Consider the following 17,652-nt stretch of genomic DNA (forward strand, 5'->3'; position numbering starts at 1 on the left):
AACGTCTATGCAAAAAATACTGACCATCGCTATCGTGACGACGCTGCTGCTGAGCGCGTGCTCCACCCCGTCCAGGCGCGATACCTACGACAAGATCAGCGCCGAGGTGAATTCCGCCGCCGCCAAGCCCGCCGTGGCGGCGCAGAACGATGCGGTGGCCAGCGCCTTGCTGCCGCCGGTGTCGCAGCTGCAAGATCAACTGCCGAAGGCGCGCGCCGTGCTGGAGGAGCGCTTCAACGTCTCGTTCAACAATGTGCCGGTGCAGCAGTTCTTCAATTCCATCGTGGCCGGCACGCGCTACAACATGCTGATCAATCCCGAAGTGACCGGCAACATCACAGCCAACCTGAAGGACGTCACGCTGTTCGAGGCGCTGGACGCGGTGCGCGAACTGTACGGCTACGATTACAAGGTGGAAGGCACGCGCATCTATATCCGTCCGCTGACCATGCAGACCAAGATGTTCAAGGTCAATTACCTGACGGCGATCCGCAAGGGCGTGTCCAGCTTGCGGGTGTCGTCGACCTCGGTCTCGAATGCCGGCACCAGCAACAGCGGCAACCAGAATAGTGGCAGCGGCAATAACAACAATAACAGCAGCAACAACAACGATAACTCGGGCAACAACGGCAATAACGGCAACACGCCGGGCGGCAACCAGACGCAGCGCGATTCCGCCAACGTCTCCACCACCTCGGCCAGCGATTTCTGGCTGGAGCTGAAGACCGCGCTGGAAGCCATCATCGAACCCGGCAAGGAGGGGCGCAGCGTGACCATCAGCCCGCAGTCGGGCGTGATCGTGATCCGCGCCATGCCGGACGAGCTGCGCAACGTCGATATGTACTTGAAGGCGACCCAGCTGTCGGTGGACCGCCAGGTGATCCTGGAAGCCAAGATCCTCGAAGTGGAATTGAACAGCAACTTCCAGACCGGCATCAACTGGGCGGCGTTCGGCAAGCTGGGCGCGGGTGGCAACAACCGTATCTCGGCCGGCACGCTGCAGCCGGACACCACGCTGACGCCGCTGGGCGTGGGCGGCGCGCTGAGCAGCGTCGGCAAGGCCGGCGTCGGCGGCCTGCCGGGCACCTCGCTGAGCGCCTCGGCCGACGCGGTCGGTTCGCTGTTCGGTATGGCCTTCCAGACCAGCAACTTCGCCGCGCTGATTTCCTTCCTTGAAGGGCAGGGCACGGTGCATGTGCTGTCCAGCCCGCGCATCGCCACGCTGAACAACCAGAAGGCGCTGCTGAAAATCGGCACCGACGAATTCTATGTGACCGGCGTCAGCACCACCACCACGACCAGCGGCACCGGCACCGGCGTGACCACGCCGACCGTGACCCTGCAGCCGTTCTTCTCCGGCGTGGTGCTGGACGTGACGCCGCAGATCGACGACCACGGCAACATCATCCTGCACGTGCATCCATCGGTCAGCCAGGTGTCGACCGTCAACAAGGGCTTGAACCTCGGCTCGCTGGGCAACTTCAGCCTGCCGCTGGCCGCCTCGTCGACCTCGGAGATGGACAGCATGGTGCGCGGCCAGGACGGCCAGGTGGTCGCCATCGGCGGCCTGATGCGCCAGTCCACCACCACCGACCGCTCCGGCGTGCCGGGCGCCAGCAGCGTTCCCGTGCTGGGCCTGCTGTTCGGCAGCAAGGGGGAAGTCATCCAGAAACGCGAACTGGTGGTGCTGATCAAGCCGACCATCGTCGAGACCTCGTCCGACTGGAACCAGGATCTGCTGGAGAGCGGCCGCCGTATCAAGGAACTCGATCCTGGCCGCAAGGGGCGCAACTGATCATGTACAGCAAACACTTCGGCTTGCGTGAAGCGCCATTCAGCATCACGCCGGATACCAGCTACTTCTTCACCAGCCCGCATTCGCAGGAGGCGTTGAATACCTTGCTGGTGGCCGCCAAGAGCGGCGAAGGCTTCATCAAGATCACCGGCGAAGTGGGCACGGGCAAGACGCTGCTGTGCCGCAAGTTCATCGCCACGGTAGGACCGAACTTTGTCACGGCCTACATTCCGAATCCTTACCTGGAGCCGCGCACGCTGATGCTGGCGCTGGCCGATGAGCTGGAAGTGCCGCTGGAGCGCGACGTCGACCAGCACCAGTTGCTGAAGTCGATCACCAGCCGCCTGATGGAGCTGGCGCGCGACGGCAAGCAGGTGCTGCTGTGCCTGGACGAGGCGCAGGCGATCCCGACCGAAAGCCTGGAAGCGCTGCGCCTGCTGACCAACCTGGAGACCGAGAAGCGCAAGCTGCTGCAGATCATCCTGTTCGGCCAGCCAGAGCTGAACCAGCATTTGCAGGATCCGGCGATACGCCAGCTGGCGCAGCGGATCACCTTCCACTACCACCTCGGCCCGCTGACCCGCGACGACATCGAATACTACCTGGCGCACCGCCTGCGTGTGGCCGGCTATGCGGGCGGCCGGCTGTTCAGCCGCGGCGCGATCGCCGGGCTGTACAAGGCCAGCGGCGGCATTCCGCGGCTGGTCAACATCATGGCCAACAAAGCCTTGATGCTATGCTTCGGCGAAGGCAAGCAGCAGGTCGCGCGCCGACACGTCAAGCTGGCCGCGCGCGATACCGTGACGCCGCGCTCGGGCCTGCGCTGGCCGTGGCTGGCGGCCGGATTGAGCTTGCTGATCGCCGCGTGCGGCTTGACCTGGGCGCTGACCAAATGAGCCTGATTAATAAAATGCTGCAAGACCTGGACGCGCGCGGCGGCGGCAGCGACGCCGCGCTCGAACAGCAGGAATTGAAAGCCGTGCCGTCCGCCGAGCGCGACCGCCGTCCGCTGATGCTGGCCGGCGCCGGTGCGGCGCTGATCGCACTGGCGGCGGGTGGCTGGTATGGCTGGCAGTACTGGCAAGGCCGCAGTGCGCCGCCGGCGCCGGTGCCCAAGGTGATCGACAACCGTATTCCCGACCGTCCGCGCCTGCAGGAGCCGCCAGCCGCTGCGGCAGATCTGTCCGCGTCATCGCCTGCGCCCGCCGCCACCAAGGCCGAGCCGGAGAGCGTTGCGGTCGCCGCGCCTGCCAAGCAGGGGCACCGCGTGCCCGCCGCCGAGCACGCCGAGCCTGCGCCGGTCCTGCCGCGCAAGCCTGCGAGCACGGCCGCCGCCGCGCCGGCCGCCTCGGCCAGCGGCGCCGTCACCGAACTGACGCCCAAGCAAGTGGCGGAGAACACCTATCGCCGCGCCTTGTCCTCGCTGCAGGAAGGCCGCGTCAGCACCGCGATGGCTGACCTGGACCGGGCCGTGGAAATCGACCCGCGCAACGACGCCGCGCGCCAGACCTATATCAGCCTGCTGCTGGAAAACAAGCGTACCGATGACGCCATCCGCCAGTTGCGCCTGGCGCTGGGCATCGATCCGCGCCAGCCCGGCCTGGCGATGGTGCTGGCCCGGCTGCAGCTGGAGAAGGGCGGCCCGGCGCTGCAAACGTTGATGAATACGCTGCCGTATGCCGGCAACAGCGCCGATTACCGGGGCTTCGTGGCCGGCGTGCTGCAGCGTGAGCAGCGCCATGCCGAAGCCGCGCAGCACTATCGCGAAGCCTTGAAATTATCGCCGCAAAGCGGCGTGTGGTGGATGGGCTTGGGCATCTCGCTGCAGGCCGAGCAGCATCTGCCGGAAGCGCGCGAAGCCTACGCCCGCGCCCGGGCCGCCAGCGGCCTGACGCCGGAACTGCAAGCCTTCGTCGACCGCAAGCTGGAACAGCTGTCGCGCTAGTCCTCCGCGCCGGCACGCCAAGTGCTGGCCGTCATGCCGAAGCGGCTGCGGTAAGCACGCGAAAAATGCGTGGCATGGGTAAAGCCAAACCGCGACGCGATCATACCGATCGATTGCCGTGCCATCCCCGGCTCGCGCAAGGCCTGGCGGCATGCCTGCAGCCGCGACTCCCACAACCATGCACTGAAGGTTTGCACCTCGTCCGCAAAGATGCGGTGGATATGCGCCGCCGACAGCCCGAGCGCCGTCCCCACCTTGGCCACCGATAACTCCGTGTCGTCGAGATGCGCCAGCGCATATTGGCGGATGCGGTCCAGGTGGTACTGCGACAGGTTGGAGCGGCGCGCATCGGCAAGGCCCTGGAAGGTCAGGATGCAGCCGGCGGCGGTGTCGATCAGCGCGTGGGCCGCGTGGGTGGCCGCCTGCGGGGGCAAGGATGTATAGGAGGGGGCGAAATAACTGTCGGCCATCAAACCCAGCAGTGCCACCAGCGGCTGCGTGCTTTTCAGCGCGGTCGCCGTCAAGCCATCGATGCCGGGACAGGCGCTGCGCATCGGTGCGGCCGGCAGCACCAGCACGATTTGTTCGCTCCCGCCGTGCAAGTCCAGCTGGTAGGGGGCGGCGTTCGAATACATCGCGATATCGCCCGGCGCCAGATGCGCGGCGCGGCCATGTTGTTGCACCGTCCCCCGCCCGCTGCGCTGTATTCCCAACAAAAACGACTCGTCCCGCCCCGGCGGCGTGATGGGGGCATTCTCCTGAATGGGAGATGCCAGCCAAATCACGTCGATTGTGCCGATGGTGCGCCGGTTACTTCCGTTTAACTGCATTGGGACCACCTTGGGAGACAGCAAGTCAATAATGTGAGACTTTCAGTACATTGCCTATCAAATAATTGAATTATTATAATTTTAATTACTGGATAGTTACAATCATCATTTATATAACATGCAAATAGAAACCATCGAAGCACCATGGTCCGTCCGCAGCGGCTGGACGCCGGTCCGCACCTGGCTGGCCATCCTGGCCGGCGTGGTCGCCGCGCTGGCGCTGGCGGCGCAAGCCTTGCTGGCCTGGCAGACCCTGAACACGCGTGCGCTGGACCTGGGGGCGCCGGGCGGCCTGTACAGCGTGCAGCTGGTGAACGGCCAGATGTTCTACGGCACGCTGCTGGAATCGCGCGCCGGCGCGGTCAAGCTCGGCGACGTCTACTACACGCAGCCATTCACCCAGCCGAACGGCCAGCCGGGCAACCGCGTGGTCAGCCGCAAGAAGAATGACTGGCACGGTCCCGAATGGCAGCTGATACCGGTCGAGCGCATCCTGCAGATGGAGGCGGTGGGCGAGAAGTCGCAGCTGGCCGTGCTGATCGCGCAGGACAAGGCCGCCGCCTCCCACCGCAGCACTCTCCCTGAAGGTCAGCCATGATTCACTCCCAGTCCCTTACCTGTCACACGCCGCGTCGGGCCGTACGGTTGGCTCCTCTATTGATTGCGCTGGCCGTCAGCCAGGCCTACGGCGCCGAGTTGGTCTTGACCGGGCCCGGCGGCAGCGCCGGCGCGGCCGGCCTGCCAGGCCAGGCTGGCGACGCCGGCGGCGACGCCGCGCCGTTGCAGCAGAGCCTGGGGCCGAACAACGATGCCGGCATCAAGCTGACCTTGACCGGCGGCAGCGGCGGTGCGGGCGGCGCCGGCGCGGCCGGATCGCCGAATCTCGCGCCCACCAATGGCGGCAACGGTGGCAATGGCGGCAGTGCGACCGGTACGGTCTCGGCCGCACCGGTCACGGGCGGCGCGTCGGCGCAATCGTGGGTGAGCGGCGGTGCGGGCGGGCTGGGCGGCGTGCCGGGCGATTACGCCATGCCGTATTGTTACGAATGGATGCCGGCCTGCCAGGCCAGCGGCGGTGGCGGCGGCAACGGTGGCGGCGCTGCGGGCGGCAGCGTGGCGGTGGCCAATGGCGGCGGCAACGTGCTGTCGCTGGCCGATGCCGCCGGCGGGGCGGGTGCCGGCAGCAACGGTGTGGGCGTGGCCGCTGGCCATGGCGGCGGCGCCACGGCCAGCGCCTCCGGGCGTTCGGACAGCGGCAACGTCGTGGTGTCGGCCACGGCCAGGGGCGGCAATGGCGGCAGGGGCTACGGCGGCGTGGGCGGCAACGGCGCCAGCGTCGCGCTGGACCAGGCTGTCAGCGGCCAGACCCGGGGCGCATTGTCGCTGACGCAAATCGCGCAGGCCGGCAGCGGCGGCGACAGCCTGGTTCCCTACAATGACTCGGCCGTCGGAGGCTACGGCGGCAGCGCCAGTTCCAGCCTGAGGCTCAGCGACGCCAGCGCCAGCAGTTTGAGCGCCACGGTCGTGGCCCGGGCCGGCAACGGCGGCATCACCCTGAGCGATTACTGGGAAGGGGTCGGGGTCGCCACCGGCGGTTCCGCCAGCAGCATCCTGTTCTTGAATTCGACGCGCGCCGGCGCCATGGTGTCCGGCGATGGCGCCGCCTACGCCGGTTCCAGCGCCGGTGCCGACGTCACGGTGGCGCTCACCGGCCTGGGCGCGGTCAAAGGCAGCGCCGTGGCCAGCGGCGGCGCCGGGTTCTCGGTGGGATACACGGGCAGGCCGTCCAACGGCGGCGGGGCCTCGGCTTCGCTGACGCTGACGGGCGCCGGTGCGGTCGACGGCACGGCGTCCGCCGACGGCGGCAACGGAGGCAACTCCCCCTGGCCGGGTTTCGGCGGCGACGGCGGCAGCGCCATCTCGCTGCTAAGTCTGAACGGCGCCGGCGCCACGGGCGGCAGCTCGGCGCGCGCCGGCAGTACCACCGCTTACAGCTCGCTACCGGACGCCATGAGCATCGTGGAGGCCCGGACCAGCGGCGCGCTGAGCGTCAACCTGACCAATGTCGCCTCGGCGCCCAGCGGCTCGGCCACCGCCACGACCAAGGTGCTGTCCGGCGGCGGCTCCGCCGATGCCCACGCCAGCGTCAGCGGCACCGCCTATGCCTATGGTGGTGGCGGCCAGTTCAGATCGGGCGGCGACGCCACGGCGACGCTGACCTTGGCCGGCAGCGGCGCGATCAGCGGCAGCGCCTATGCCGAGGCCGGCAGCGGCTTGGGCGATGCCTATTATGGCGGCGGCGGGGCCGGCAATGCAGTCGTTACCGTCAGCGGTGTCACCGGCGGCAACTACGACGTCAACCTGTCGGCCACCGCGATCGCCGGCAGTAGCTGGCCCTACAGCGACCATGGCCAGGCCAGCCTCAGTGTGTATGGCCAGTCCGGCACCGGCGCCGTCACCTTGAGCGGCTCGGTGACGGCTGGCAGCGATGTGTATGTCGGTGGCGGCGTGGACCTGTACAACGCCGTGTCCGGCTTGACCAGCGGCGCTTTGAGCTTGAGCCAGACCGCCCAGGGTGGAAGCATCGGTATTTACAACCCCCATGATGAATATGCCCAAGGAGGGGCCGCTTCCTCGGAGCTCAACCTCGACAATGCCACGGCGTCCCGGCTGACCGGGGTGACCGTGGCGCGCGGCGGCGACGGCGCAGGCGGCGCGGGCGGCTACGCCAGCAGCGTCACGGTGCTGAGGTCGCGGGTCGCCGGCGCCGCCGTCAGCGCCGACGCCTCCGCCTATGGCGGCGGCAATTTTGGCGGCGCCAAAGGCAACGCGCAGGCCATCGCGCTGGGCGCCGCGCTGAGCACCAGCCGGGCCACCGCCCAAGGGAATGCGGTGTCCTGGGCCGGCGCGACCTCGAACCTGTCCGCCACCTCGACCGCCAACGCGGTCGCCACCGAGCGCAACGGCAACGGCTATGCGGAAGCGGTCGCTGCGGCCCAGACGCTGCAGGCGGGCGGCGCCAGCCATGCCACGGCCAGCGCGGTCGGCGACAACGCCCGCGCGTATGCGTTCGCCTCGGGTGTGGGCAACGCCAGCATCGTCGGCATTGCCGGCGGCCAGGGCAGTGCCGGCGCGGTCCTGGCCGACAGCGTCGCCCACGCCGCCAGCGGCGCCAGCCAGGTACACGGCACGGCCGTGGCCAGCTTCGGCGACGGTGTCGGTTTCTCCAGCGCCGCCAGTTACAGCTCGGCCAACTACGGCGGCGCGGCGTATGGCTTGCCGGCGCTCGACGGCAGCTTCCAGGCGGTGTCGAACGTCAACGGCGCGCCGGGCGCAGCAGGCGGCGCCGCCTTGCTGAGCGCCAGCCCGAACGTGGCGGCCGCACTGGCCGGTCCGCTGATCGGCAGCGGCGTACAGGCGGCTTCGTATGCGATCGATGGCGCGGGCCAGGCCTTGACCTATGTGATGACCGGCGAATTCCAGTTCGAGATGGTAGCTGGCCGCAATCTGTTGATTGGTTTCCTCGGCGCTAACGCGCTCAACACCGGCTTCGATTTGCTGGACCTGTCGATCAGCAATCACGGCGTGTCGCTGTTCTCGCATACCTTCAGTTCATTGGCAGAAGCCAATCTGTTCTTCAGCGATAGGGTGCTGGACCTGGGCCTGTTCGGCGCCGGCATGCAGGACGTGATCATCACCTCGTCGCTGACGGCCAGCAGTGCCAATGGCTACGCCTTCAGCTACGCGCTCGGCAGCGCGGTGACGGCGGTGCCTGAACCATCGGGCTGGCTGTTGCTGATGGTGGGTTTGACGGCGGTGCTGGTGGTCGCGCGCCGCCGCCGCGCGGCCTGAGCAGGGGCGGCTAGAGGCTGGCCTGCAGGCCCCAGATCTGCTTCATGCTGAAGCGGATCGCGGCCTGGTCCTCGCTCAAGGCTTCGGCGATGGCGCAGCTGGCGTCGCCGGTGCGGCGCAGCGCGGCAGGCGCCAGCACGGCGCCGTTCGGATCGCGCAGGCAATGCACATGCAGCACGTCGCCGCCGGCCAGGCGCCGGCTGACCACGCCGATCTCGCCGCTGGCCAGCCGCACCAGGCAGCCCGGCGGGAAGTCGCCCAGCTCGCGCTGGAAATGCTCGACCAGCAGCGGATCGACCGGCGCCACCTTGTCCTCGATCAGGTTGCGCAGCGCCTGGTCCGGCAGGATGGATTTGCGGTAGTTGCGCGCCGAGACTTGCGCGCAATAGCGGTCCGCCAGGCTCAGCAGCTTGGCGTTCAGCGTCACTTCCGGGCTGGCGATGCCGGCCGGGTAGCCGCTGCCTTCGTCGTTCTCGTGGTGCAGCAGCACGCACGAGATCCATTCCTGGTCCTGCACGCCGGCACACTTGAGCAGGTCGGCGCTTTCCTCCGGATGGCGGCGCACGATCGACATTTCCTCGCTGCTCAGCGGCGTGCTCTTGTTCTGGAAGGTCTCGTTGTGGCGCAGCATGCCGACGTTCATGGTCAGCGCGGCGGCGGTCACGGTCAGCGTGTCGGCCGCGCTCTTGCCCATGCAGCGCGCCATCACCACCGTCACCACGGCGGTCTCGATGCAGTGCCGCACCGCGTAGGTGCCGGCGATCTGGCTGAGGAAGATGGTGGCCAGCGCGATGTCCGGATTGAGCTCGACGGCCTGGATCACCTCCTGTGCGATCTCGCGCAACTCGCCTTCGGCGTTGTGCTCGTTGCGCAGGTTTTGCAGCATGTGTTCCAGCCGGCGATTGCTCAGGTTGAGCTGATGCAGCACCGACGGCGGCGGTTCCTGCTCCGCGAACGTGGCCGCTTCCAGCGGCGGGTTCAGTTGATTCGTGTCGGACATTGTGCGATCCCGATTTAAACTTTACCCAGCCGCTCCAATGCGAGTGCCAGGGTCTCATCTTTTTTGGCAAAGCAGAAGCGCACGATGCCGGACTCCTTGCCTTGCTGGTAAAACGCCGATACCGGAATGGCCGCGACCTTGATCTCGGTGGTCAGCCATTCGGCGAATCCGGCTTCCGTCTGCGATGATATTTGGTCGTAGCGCACGCACTGGAAATAGGTGCCGTCGGCCGGCAGCAGTTCGAAGCGCGTGTTCTTCAGGCCGTCGCGGAACAGGTCGCGCTTGCGCTGGTAGAACGCCGGCAGTTCCAGGTACGGTGCCGGATCGGCCATGTAGCTGGCGATGCCGTGCTGCATGGGGGTGTTGACGCTGAAGACGTTGTACTGATGGACCTTGCGGAATTCCGCCGTCAGGCCGGCTGGCGCGGCGACATAGCCGATCTTCCAGCCGGTGACGTGGTAGGTCTTGCCGAAGCTGGAGACGACGAAGGCGCGCGCCGCCAGTTCCGGGTGGCGGCACACCGATTCGTGTTGCTGGCCGTCGTAGACCATGTGTTCGTAGACCTCGTCCGACAGGATCAGCACGTCGGTGCCGCGCACGATGTCGGCCAGCGCCTGCATGTCGGCGGCGCGCAGCACGCTGCCGGTCGGGTTGTGCGGGGTGTTGACGACGATCAGGCGGGTCTTGCCGTTGACCGCCGCCGCGACCTTGGTCCAGGGCACGGTGTAGCCATCGGCGCCGACTTCCATTTCCACCGATACCGGCACGCCGCCGGCCAGCGTTACCGCCGGCACGTAGCTGTCGTACACCGGCTCGATGATGACGACCTCGTCGCCCGGGTGCACGCAGCACAGGATGGCCGTGGTCAGCGCCTGCGTGGCGCCGGCGGTGACGGTGATCTCGGTGTTGACGTCGTACTGGTGGCCGTAGATGGCCGCGACCTTGGCGACGATGGCCTGGCGCAGCACCGGCGCGCCGTGCATCATCGGGTACTGGTTGAAGTCGGCCTGCATGGCGTCGTTGACGGCCTGCAGCAGGCTGCGCTCGCAGCCGAAGTCGGGGAAGCCCTGGCCCAGGTTGACGGCGCCGGCCTGCGCGGCGAGGGTGGACATGCGGGTAAAGACCGTGGTCCCGACGGCCGGCAGGCGGCTGGTCAGGGCTGGCGTGATCGGCAGATTGTTGCGGCTGTTCATGGCGGCTATGTAGTGGACAGATAGCCTATTCTAGCTCAGCGCAGGGGCTTTAGTGTTGCCTTGATAGTCATTCTCCTTCGAGCGACCACGCCTCCGGCACCATGACCTTGAACATGCCGGCCTTGGCCAGCCGGCGCGCCAGTTTCAGCAGCGCCTTGTCCTTGGTGATCAGCACGTCGGCGTTGGCGTCGCGCGCCAGTTCGAGGAATTTCTGGTCGTCCTTGTCGGTGCAGACCGGCAGGCGCACGCCCGATGCCGGCGGCGCCACCACCTTGATCAGCTGGTCGAAGCGGGCGGCGGCCAGCGGCCGGCTGTCGTCGTCCAGCGGCAGGTGCTTGTAGTGCAGCACGATGTTGTATTCGTCGCGGCAATCGGCGCGGGTGATCGCTTCGACCGCGCCGCTTTCGATGGCGCCCAGCAAGGCGCCCCAGCGCGGGTCCTTGAAGACGAACAGGTCGAGGCAGACATTGGTGTCGATGACGATGCGCGATCGTGTGGAATTCGGTGGAACAGGTATCATGTGGGAAATCTTGTAAATGTTTTTGGAATCTTATGCTGATAGTGCTTTCGCCTGCAAAAAGTCTCGACCTCGACACGCCTCCTACCACCAAGCTGCACACCCAACCGTCGTTTCTCGATCATTCGGAACAGTTGATCGGCCGCCTGCGCGAGTTTTCGCCGGTGCAGATCGGCGAGCTGATGGACCTGTCCGATAATTTATCGGCGCTCAACGTTGCCCGCTACGCATCGTGGACCAAGGATACCGCCGACGGCCGCCAGGCCGTGATGGCCTTCAACGGCGACGTCTACGGCGGCCTCGACGCGCGCAGCCTGAAACCGGCGCAGCTCGATTACGCGCAATCGCGCATCCGCATCCTGTCCGGGCTGTACGGCATGCTGCGTCCGCTGGACCTGATCCACCCGCACCGGCTGGAAATGGGCACCCGCCTGAGCAACCCGCGCGGCAAGGACCTGTACGCCTTCTGGGGCGACACCATCACCAAGGCGCTGAACCAGGCCGCCAGCGAGCAGGGCGCCGAAACGCTGGTCAACCTGGCGTCCGAGGAATACTTCAAATCGGTCAAGCCCAAGCAGCTCGACGTGCCGGTGATCACGCCGCAGTTCGAGGACTGGAAAAACGGCAAGTACAAAATCATCTCGTTCTACGCCAAGCGCGCGCGCGGCCTGATGGCGCGCTACGCGGCGGTCAAGGGCATCACCGATCCGCAGAAGCTGAAGAAATTCAACGTCGACGGCTATGCCTTCGACAAGAAGGATTCGGACGACAAGACCTGGATTTTCCGTCGCCAAGTCGCCGGGTAAAACCGTGTAAATAATAAAAAACCGGGACGGATCCCGGTTTTTTCAGCTTAATTCCAGAGTTTCCACCAGTGGCGTTCGGCTTTTTTGCCTTCGTCCAGGAACTTGCTGGTCGGGTAGTTCAGCTTGAACACGCGCATCGTATCGTCGCGCAGTTCGGTCATGCCCAGCTTGTCGTAGCTGCGGATCATGATGAACAGCGCCTCTTCGATGGCCGGCGAGTCGCGGTAATCGTTCATGATGCCCATGGCGCGGTTGGCCGCCGCCAGGTAGGCGCCGCGGCGGTAGTAGTAGCGCGCCACGTGCACTTCATACGAGGCCATCGCGTTGACCAGATAACGCATACGGTCCAGCGAATCCGGCGTATACTTGCTGTTTGGGAACTTGTCCACCAGCTGTTTGAAGGCCGCATACGCTTCGCGCGTGGCTTTCGGGTCGCGCTCGGTGGCATCCTGCTCGTAGATGAAGTTCAGGAAGCCGATCTGGTCGTTGAAGTTGATCAGGCCGCGCAGGTAGTACATATAATCGACATTGGCGTGGTTCGGGTGCAGCTTGATGAAGCGCTCCACGGCGGCCAGCGCCTGGGCCTGGTCCTGCGATTTGTAGTAGGCGTAGGCGATTTGCATCTGCGCCTGCTGGGCGTAGGTGCCGAACGGATAGCTCGATTCCAGCTTTTCATACAACTGAATTGCGCGCTCGTAGTGCTGACCTTCCAGTTCTTCGGTCGCCTCCGAGTATAATTTCGTAGCGGTCCAACCTTTCGTCTCGTCGGCTTTCTCCGAGAAAATGCCGCAAGCGGACAAACTAAGCAGAACGAACGTTGCTGCGACTACCGATAATTTTTTTTGCATATTGTTTTGCAAGAAGCTGTTTAACCAAAGTTTTACGAGGCTATTATAGCCGATAGGATTACCGTGATATTAACTGCAAAGCCGAATTCGGCCGAATCTTCCTCCGATCATGACACCGATGTCGACCTGCTGGTCGCACAGGACGGCGATTTTGGCGACGACGATGACGGCCTGGCTCCGATCGAACTGGAACTGACCCCCGAAGCCTGTGGCCAGCGCCTCGATAAGATCATCTCCGGCCTGGTACCGCAATTCTCGCGCGGCCGCCTGCAAATGTGGATCACCGACGGCTTCGTGACCGTCGACGGCAAGGTGGCCAAAAGCACCAAGGATACCGTGTACGGCGACGAGAAGATCGTCATTCTGCCCCAACCGGCGCCGGAAGACGAGGCTTTTAAACCGGAAGCGATGGAACTTAACATCGTTTACGAAGACGAGCACCTGATCGTGATTAACAAACCGGCCGGCCTGGTGGTCCATCCGGGCGCCGGCAACTGGTCCGGCACGCTGCTCAACGGCCTGCTGCACCACTATCCGCCGCTGGCCGGCGTGCCGCGCGCCGGCATCGTGCACCGGCTGGACAAGGACACCAGCGGCCTGATGGTGGTCGGCAAGAACCTGCCGGCGCAGACCGACCTGGTGCGCCAGCTGGCCGCGCGCACCGTCAAGCGCGAGTATTTCGCGCTGGTGTGGGGCACGCCGCGCGTCAGCGGCACCATCGATGCGTCGATGGGCCGCCATCCGAAGGACCGCATCAAGATGGCGATCTCGACCAATTTCTCGGCCAAGCCGGCGATCACGCACTACCAGCTGCTGTCGAGCGGCGAACTGGATCGCCGTCCGGTCAGCCTGGTGCAGTGCCGCCTGGAAACGGGCCGCACCCACCAGATCCGCGTGCACATGATGTCGATCGGCTTCTCGCTGGTCGGCGACACCATGTACGGCAAGCAGCACCTGGCCAGCGTCTTCCCGCGCCAGGCGCTGCAGGCGCGCCGCCTGGGGCTGGTGCACCCGGCCACCGGCGAGCAATGTGAATGGCTGGTGCCGTTGGCCGACGATTTCGCCGAGCTGATCGCCAAGGCCGGCATCGAGGAACCGGAACAAATTTGATGTCTATCCAGCAGCAATGGCTGATACCGCACTGGCCGGGCTTGCCAGACAACATCGGCGCGCTGTCGACCACGCGGCGCGGCGGCGTCAGTCCGGCGCCGTACGGCGACGGCATGGGGAGTGGCGGCCTGAACCTGGGCACCCACGTCGGCGACCAGCCGCACAACGTCGCCCACAACCGCGCCATCCTGAGCGCGCAGCTGCCGGGCGAGCCGGCCTGGCTGTCGCAGGTGCACGGCACGGCGGTGGTGGACCTGGGCAAAGTGACGCCGCAGCAGGTGCCGGAAGCGGACGCCAGCGTCAGCACCGTCGCCGGCAAGGTGTGCACCATCATGACGGCCGACTGCCTGCCGGTGCTGTTCTGCGACCGCGAAGGCAAGACCGTGGCGGCGGCCCATGCGGGCTGGCGCGGGCTGGCCTCCGGCGTGCTGGAAAATACCGTGGAATCGATGCGGGCGGCGGGCGCGGGCGAGCTGATGGCGTGGATGGGGCCGGCCATCGGCCAGTACCAGTTCGAGGTCGGGCCCGATGTCATGCAGGTCTTCCTCGGCGGCGCGATCGACGACTCCGGCGTGCGCCACGTGACGGCGGCGTTTTCGCCCATCGAGGGCAAGCCGGGCAAGTATCTGTGCGATATCTACGGCCTGGCGCGCTACCTGCTGCACCGCGCCGGCGTGGCCCAGGTGCATGGCGGCGAGTTCTGCACGGTGTCCAATTCCGGCCGTTTCTACTCGTACCGCCGCGACGGCGTCACCGGACGCCAAGCCAGCTTGATCTGGATCAAATGAGGTGGCGCGGGGCGGGCTTAGTCTTCGCCTTCGGCCGCGGCTTTCCGGGCGTCGTGGGCCGCCAGTTCGGCGGCGCGGCGCCGGGCTTTGCGTTTGCCTGTCCCCGCGATGTAAATCAATGTGCCAAGCGGCAGCACGCAATAGAACAAAAACGTTACAATTCCCGCAACGATGGTTGGTTCCGTCAGCGCCATCAGGCCGACCACGTAGATCCAAGCAATAGCAACAATCAGCATCAGCAGCCCAGGTAAAGATATTTAACTATTTTTAGGGAATCACACATGAATTTGCCCGATCCTCAAGCCATTGCCAACGCCTGGATGTCGCAGATGAGCGACCCTGGACAGTGGCAATCCTGGTTCAGCAAGGCGCCCTCCGTGGACGCCAACCCCTTGGCCGCCATGATGCAGGATGTCGGCACCGCCGTGAAGCCGGAGGCGATGGAAAAGCTGAAGAACCAGTATCTGCAGGATTTCGGCGATCTGTGGCAAGACTTCTTGGCCGGCAAAACGCCGGAGCTCGGCGACCGCCGGTTCAGCTCGTCGGCCTGGCTGGGCAATCCCATGTCGTCTTTCAACGCCGCATCATACCTGCTGAACGCCAAATTCCTGAGCGCGATGGTCGATACCGTCGAAACCACGCCGCAGCAAAAGCAGAAAATCCGCTTCGCCGTGCAGCAGATCATCGATGCCATGTCGCCCGCCAACTTCCTCGCCACCAACCCGGAAGCCCAGCAAAAGCTGATCGAGACCAAGGGCGAGAGCTTGACCAAGGGCCTGGCGAATATGCTGGCCGACATGAACAAGGGCCATATCTCGCTGTCGGACGAATCGGCGTTCGAGGTCGGCCGCAACCTGGCCACGACCCCCGGCACGGTGGTGTACGAATGCCCGCTGTTCCAGCTGATCCAGTACACGCCGGTGACGGCCACCGTGCACCAGCGCCCGCTGCTGATGGTGCCGCCGTGCATCAACAAGTTCTACATCCTCGACCTGCAGCCGGAAAACTCGCTGGTGCGCTACGCGGTGGAGCAGGGCAACACCGTGTTCATGATCTCGTGGAGCAATCCGGATAAATCGCTGGCCGGCACCACCTGGGACGATTACGTGGAAAAGGGCGTCATCAACGCCATCCGCGTGGTGCAGGACATCAGCGGCCAGGACAAGATGAATATGTTCGGCTTCTGCGTCGGCGGCACCATCGTCTCGACCGCGCTGGCGGCGCTGGCGGCGCGCGGCGAGCACCCGGCCTCCAGCCTGACCTTGCTGACCACCTTCCTCGACTTCAGCGACACCGGCGTGCTGGACGTGTTTGTCGACGAGGCGCAGGTCTCGATGCGCGAGCAGCAACTCAAGGGCGGCGGCCTGATGCCGGGCCGCGACCTGGCCAGCACCTTTTCCAGCCTGCGCCCGAACGACCTGGTGTGGAACTATGTGCAGTCCAACTATCTCAAGGGTAACGAACCGCCGCCGTTCGACCTGCTGTATTGGAACTCGGACAGCACCAACCTGCCGGGGCCGATGTTCTGCTGGTACCTGCGCAACACCTACCTGGAAAACAAGCTCAAGACCGGCCAGTTGAAGGTGGCGGGCGAGCGCATCGACCTCACCAGCATCGACGCGCCGGCCTTCATCTACGGCTCGCGCGAAGACCACATCGTGCCGTGGCCGTCGGCGTTCGACTCGCTGAACATCCTCAATCCGGGCAAGCCCAAGGCCAACCGCTTCGTGCTGGGCGCGTCGGGCCACATCGCCGGCGTGATCAACTCGCCGGTCAAGAACAAGCGCAGCTACTGGACCAACGACAAGCCGGCGGGGCGGGGCACGGCCAAGCCGGCCGACGCCGATGCCTGGTTCGCCGGCGCGACCGAGAATCCGGGCAGCTGGTGGCCGGAGTGGGCCAGCTTCCTGGCCGAGCACGGCGGCAAGGAGGTCAAGCCGAAAGCCAAGCCGGGCAACGCACGTTACAAAGCGATTGAGCCGGCGCCGGGCCGCTATGTTAAGGTGAGGGCTGATTAATTAATGCCGTGGGGAAAAAGGATCATTGTCCAACTGTAAAATTGGTTGCGTTGCAATAAATCCCAAAAGTTATATCAGATTGTGCAAGATATGCTTTTTCCCCTCTATAATAGGTAGAGTAGGCACGTGGGAAAGCGGACCGAAGTTCGCTTTTTTTTCGAATTGTTAGAGCACGCGCTGCGGCGCAATAAACGGACTTGTGATGAGTAGTGCGAAAAAAAATGCTGACCGCCTGATCAAAAAATACCCGAATCGCCGTCTGTATGACACGCAGACCAGTTCCTATATCACGCTGACGGACGTCAAGCAGTTGGTGCTGGACAACGAGGAGTTCACCGTTGTCGACGCCAAGACCAATGAAGACCTGAGCCGCAGCATCCTGCTGCAGATCATCCTGGAAGAGGAAGCCAGCGGCGCGCCGATGTTCTCCAGCGACGTGCTGGCGCAGATCATCCGCTTCTACGGCCACGCGATGCAGGGCATGATGGGCTCCTACCTGGAAAAGAACGTCCAGGCGTTCACCGACATCCAGCGCAAGTTCACCGGCACCGCCGTGGGCGGCGGCGGCCTCGAAGGCAAGCCGTTCAGTCCCGAAATGTGGACCCAGTTCATGAACGTGCAGGGCCCGATGATGCAGGGCATGATGAACAACTACATCGACCAGAGCAAGAGCCTGTTCGTGCAGATGCAAGAGCAGATGCAAAACCAGAGCAAGAACATCTTCGGCACCTTCCCCTTCGTCCCAGGCGTTCCGCCGACGGACAAAAAGTAATTTCGCTACGCTCGCTTAACTCCGGGGTCAGGTCCAGAACGCGGACACGACCTCAACCGTAGTCCTGCAATACGGTTGAGGTCGTGTCCGGATTCTGGACCTGACCCCGGAGTTTTTGTAGTGAAGCTACAAAAAACCGACATTTCCGTTGACACTTGAATTTCTTCAGTAGTACTAT

16 protein-coding genes are annotated in these 17,652 nt (G+C 64.9%); 10 read left to right on the forward strand and 6 right to left on the reverse strand.

Annotation, left to right across the window (positions count from 1 at the left end):
• Positions 1 to 7 precede the first annotated feature (7 nt).
• The 3 genes from mshL to ACEN9F_RS00415 are packed head-to-tail and all read left to right on the forward strand — an operon-like array spanning position 8 to position 3,740.
• Complete coding sequence (gene mshL / locus ACEN9F_RS00405; RefSeq protein ID WP_413416703.1) at positions 8 to 1,795, forward strand: pilus (MSHA type) biogenesis protein MshL; 1,788 nt, start codon at positions 8 to 10, stop codon at positions 1,793 to 1,795.
• Between the two features lie 2 nt (positions 1,796 to 1,797).
• The gene (locus ACEN9F_RS00410; RefSeq protein WP_413416705.1) at positions 1,798 to 2,691 is read left to right on the forward strand and encodes an ExeA family protein; all 894 of its coding nucleotides are present in this window, start codon (positions 1,798 to 1,800) and stop codon (positions 2,689 to 2,691) included.
• Positions 2,688 to 3,740, forward strand: coding sequence for a tetratricopeptide repeat protein (locus ACEN9F_RS00415; RefSeq protein ID WP_413416707.1), 1,053 nt, complete (start codon positions 2,688 to 2,690; stop codon positions 3,738 to 3,740). The genes ACEN9F_RS00410 and ACEN9F_RS00415 overlap by 4 nt, the downstream gene beginning before the upstream one ends.
• Here ACEN9F_RS00415 and ACEN9F_RS00420 read toward each other — a convergent pair.
• Complete coding sequence (locus ACEN9F_RS00420) at positions 3,737 to 4,570, reverse strand: helix-turn-helix domain-containing protein (protein ID WP_413416709.1); 834 nt, start codon at positions 4,568 to 4,570, stop codon at positions 3,737 to 3,739. The two genes, ACEN9F_RS00415 and ACEN9F_RS00420, sit on opposite strands and share 4 nt — an antisense overlap.
• Before the next feature lie 118 nt (positions 4,571 to 4,688).
• On the opposite strand from ACEN9F_RS00420, the gene ACEN9F_RS00425 reads away from it, so the two are divergent.
• Both ACEN9F_RS00425 and ACEN9F_RS00430 read left to right on the forward strand, forming a co-directional pair.
• Positions 4,689 to 5,168 carry a hypothetical protein gene (locus ACEN9F_RS00425; RefSeq protein ID WP_413416711.1) on the forward strand — a complete coding sequence of 160 codons (480 nt, stop codon included), beginning with the start codon at positions 4,689 to 4,691 and terminating at the stop codon, positions 5,166 to 5,168.
• 59 nt (positions 5,169 to 5,227) lie between these two features.
• Positions 5,228 to 8,422 carry a PEP-CTERM sorting domain-containing protein gene (locus ACEN9F_RS00430; protein ID WP_413416713.1) on the forward strand — a complete coding sequence of 1,065 codons (3,195 nt, stop codon included), beginning with the start codon at positions 5,228 to 5,230 and terminating at the stop codon, positions 8,420 to 8,422.
• A 10-nt stretch (positions 8,423 to 8,432) separates the two neighbouring features.
• Here ACEN9F_RS00430 and ACEN9F_RS00435 read toward each other — a convergent pair whose 3' ends face one another.
• The 3 genes from ACEN9F_RS00435 to ACEN9F_RS00445 all read right to left on the reverse strand — a co-directional run bounded on the left by ACEN9F_RS00435 (position 8,433) and on the right by ACEN9F_RS00445 (position 11,135).
• Positions 8,433 to 9,422 carry an HD-GYP domain-containing protein gene (locus ACEN9F_RS00435; protein ID WP_413416715.1) on the reverse strand — a complete coding sequence of 330 codons (990 nt, stop codon included), beginning with the start codon at positions 9,420 to 9,422 and terminating at the stop codon, positions 8,433 to 8,435.
• Positions 9,423 to 9,436: 14 nt separating this feature from the next.
• Positions 9,437 to 10,615 (reverse strand): pyridoxal phosphate-dependent aminotransferase, encoded by a 1,179-nt coding sequence (locus ACEN9F_RS00440; RefSeq protein ID WP_413416717.1) that lies wholly within the window; start codon positions 10,613 to 10,615, stop codon positions 9,437 to 9,439.
• A gap of 67 nt (positions 10,616 to 10,682) precedes the next feature.
• The gene (locus ACEN9F_RS00445) at positions 10,683 to 11,135 is read right to left on the reverse strand and encodes a putative toxin-antitoxin system toxin component, PIN family (RefSeq protein WP_413416719.1); all 453 of its coding nucleotides are present in this window, start codon (positions 11,133 to 11,135) and stop codon (positions 10,683 to 10,685) included.
• Positions 11,136 to 11,167: 32 nt separating this feature from the next.
• Between ACEN9F_RS00445 and yaaA the strand changes: the two genes are divergently transcribed.
• On the forward strand, positions 11,168 to 11,938 hold the full coding sequence (gene yaaA / locus ACEN9F_RS00450; protein ID WP_413416721.1) for a peroxide stress protein YaaA: 771 nt from the start codon (positions 11,168 to 11,170) through the stop codon (positions 11,936 to 11,938).
• A gap of 47 nt (positions 11,939 to 11,985) precedes the next feature.
• Here the strand turns inward: yaaA and ACEN9F_RS00455 are convergent, their stop codons facing one another.
• Positions 11,986 to 12,786: an outer membrane protein assembly factor BamD gene (locus ACEN9F_RS00455; RefSeq protein ID WP_413416723.1), complete on the reverse strand. Its 801-nt coding sequence runs from the start codon at positions 12,784 to 12,786 to the stop codon at positions 11,986 to 11,988.
• Between the two features lie 63 nt (positions 12,787 to 12,849).
• Between ACEN9F_RS00455 and ACEN9F_RS00460 the strand changes: the two genes are divergently transcribed.
• Together ACEN9F_RS00460 and pgeF are read left to right on the forward strand one after the other, a co-directional pair.
• Positions 12,850 to 13,896, forward strand: a complete 1,047-nt coding sequence (locus tag ACEN9F_RS00460) for an RluA family pseudouridine synthase (RefSeq protein WP_413416725.1) — start codon at positions 12,850 to 12,852, stop codon at positions 13,894 to 13,896.
• Positions 13,896 to 14,684 (forward strand): peptidoglycan editing factor PgeF, encoded by a 789-nt coding sequence (pgeF, locus tag ACEN9F_RS00465; protein ID WP_413416727.1) that lies wholly within the window; start codon positions 13,896 to 13,898, stop codon positions 14,682 to 14,684. Before ACEN9F_RS00460 ends, pgeF begins: the two co-directional genes overlap by 1 nt.
• A gap of 17 nt (positions 14,685 to 14,701) precedes the next feature.
• Here the strand turns inward: pgeF and ACEN9F_RS00470 are convergent, their stop codons facing one another.
• Positions 14,702 to 14,920 carry a hypothetical protein gene (locus tag ACEN9F_RS00470; protein ID WP_413416729.1) on the reverse strand — a complete coding sequence of 73 codons (219 nt, stop codon included), beginning with the start codon at positions 14,918 to 14,920 and terminating at the stop codon, positions 14,702 to 14,704.
• Between the two features lie 45 nt (positions 14,921 to 14,965).
• On the opposite strand from ACEN9F_RS00470, the gene phaC reads away from it, so the two are divergent.
• Positions 14,966 to 16,702 (forward strand): class I poly(R)-hydroxyalkanoic acid synthase, encoded by a 1,737-nt coding sequence (gene phaC, locus ACEN9F_RS00475; RefSeq protein WP_413416731.1) that lies wholly within the window; start codon positions 14,966 to 14,968, stop codon positions 16,700 to 16,702.
• A 202-nt stretch (positions 16,703 to 16,904) separates the two neighbouring features.
• Positions 16,905 to 17,474, forward strand: coding sequence for a polyhydroxyalkanoate synthesis repressor PhaR (gene phaR / locus ACEN9F_RS00480; protein ID WP_413416733.1), 570 nt, complete (start codon positions 16,905 to 16,907; stop codon positions 17,472 to 17,474).
• Positions 17,475 to 17,652 lie beyond the last annotated feature (178 nt).

The sequence above is a fragment of the Duganella sp. CT11-25 genome (genome assembly GCF_047302815.1).
Taxonomy (GTDB): Bacteria; Pseudomonadota; Gammaproteobacteria; order Burkholderiales; family Burkholderiaceae_D; genus Rugamonas.

What these genes read in the sequence shown, in the direction of transcription:
- mshL (WP_413416703.1), top strand. Translation starts at nt 8, where the DNA reads ATGCAAAAAATACTGACCATCGCTATCGTGACGACGCTGCTGCTGAGC.
- ACEN9F_RS00410 (WP_413416705.1), top strand. Translation starts at nt 1,798, where the DNA reads ATGTACAGCAAACACTTCGGCTTGCGTGAAGCGCCATTCAGCATCACG.
- ACEN9F_RS00415 (WP_413416707.1), top strand. Translation starts at nt 2,688, where the DNA reads ATGAGCCTGATTAATAAAATGCTGCAAGACCTGGACGCGCGCGGCGGC.
- ACEN9F_RS00420 (WP_413416709.1), bottom strand. Translation starts at nt 4,570, where the DNA reads ATGCAGTTAAACGGAAGTAACCGGCGCACCATCGGCACAATCGACGTG.
- ACEN9F_RS00425 (WP_413416711.1), top strand. Translation starts at nt 4,689, where the DNA reads ATGCAAATAGAAACCATCGAAGCACCATGGTCCGTCCGCAGCGGCTGG.
- ACEN9F_RS00435 (WP_413416715.1), bottom strand. Translation starts at nt 9,422, where the DNA reads ATGTCCGACACGAATCAACTGAACCCGCCGCTGGAAGCGGCCACGTTC.
- ACEN9F_RS00440 (WP_413416717.1), bottom strand. Translation starts at nt 10,615, where the DNA reads ATGAACAGCCGCAACAATCTGCCGATCACGCCAGCCCTGACCAGCCGC.
- ACEN9F_RS00445 (WP_413416719.1), bottom strand. Translation starts at nt 11,135, where the DNA reads ATGATACCTGTTCCACCGAATTCCACACGATCGCGCATCGTCATCGAC.
- yaaA (WP_413416721.1), top strand. Translation starts at nt 11,168, where the DNA reads ATGCTGATAGTGCTTTCGCCTGCAAAAAGTCTCGACCTCGACACGCCT.
- ACEN9F_RS00455 (WP_413416723.1), bottom strand. Translation starts at nt 12,786, where the DNA reads ATGCAAAAAAAATTATCGGTAGTCGCAGCAACGTTCGTTCTGCTTAGT.
- pgeF (WP_413416727.1), top strand. Translation starts at nt 13,896, where the DNA reads ATGTCTATCCAGCAGCAATGGCTGATACCGCACTGGCCGGGCTTGCCA.
- ACEN9F_RS00470 (WP_413416729.1), bottom strand. Translation starts at nt 14,920, where the DNA reads ATGCTGATTGTTGCTATTGCTTGGATCTACGTGGTCGGCCTGATGGCG.
- phaC (WP_413416731.1), top strand. Translation starts at nt 14,966, where the DNA reads ATGAATTTGCCCGATCCTCAAGCCATTGCCAACGCCTGGATGTCGCAG.
- phaR (WP_413416733.1), top strand. Translation starts at nt 16,905, where the DNA reads ATGAGTAGTGCGAAAAAAAATGCTGACCGCCTGATCAAAAAATACCCG.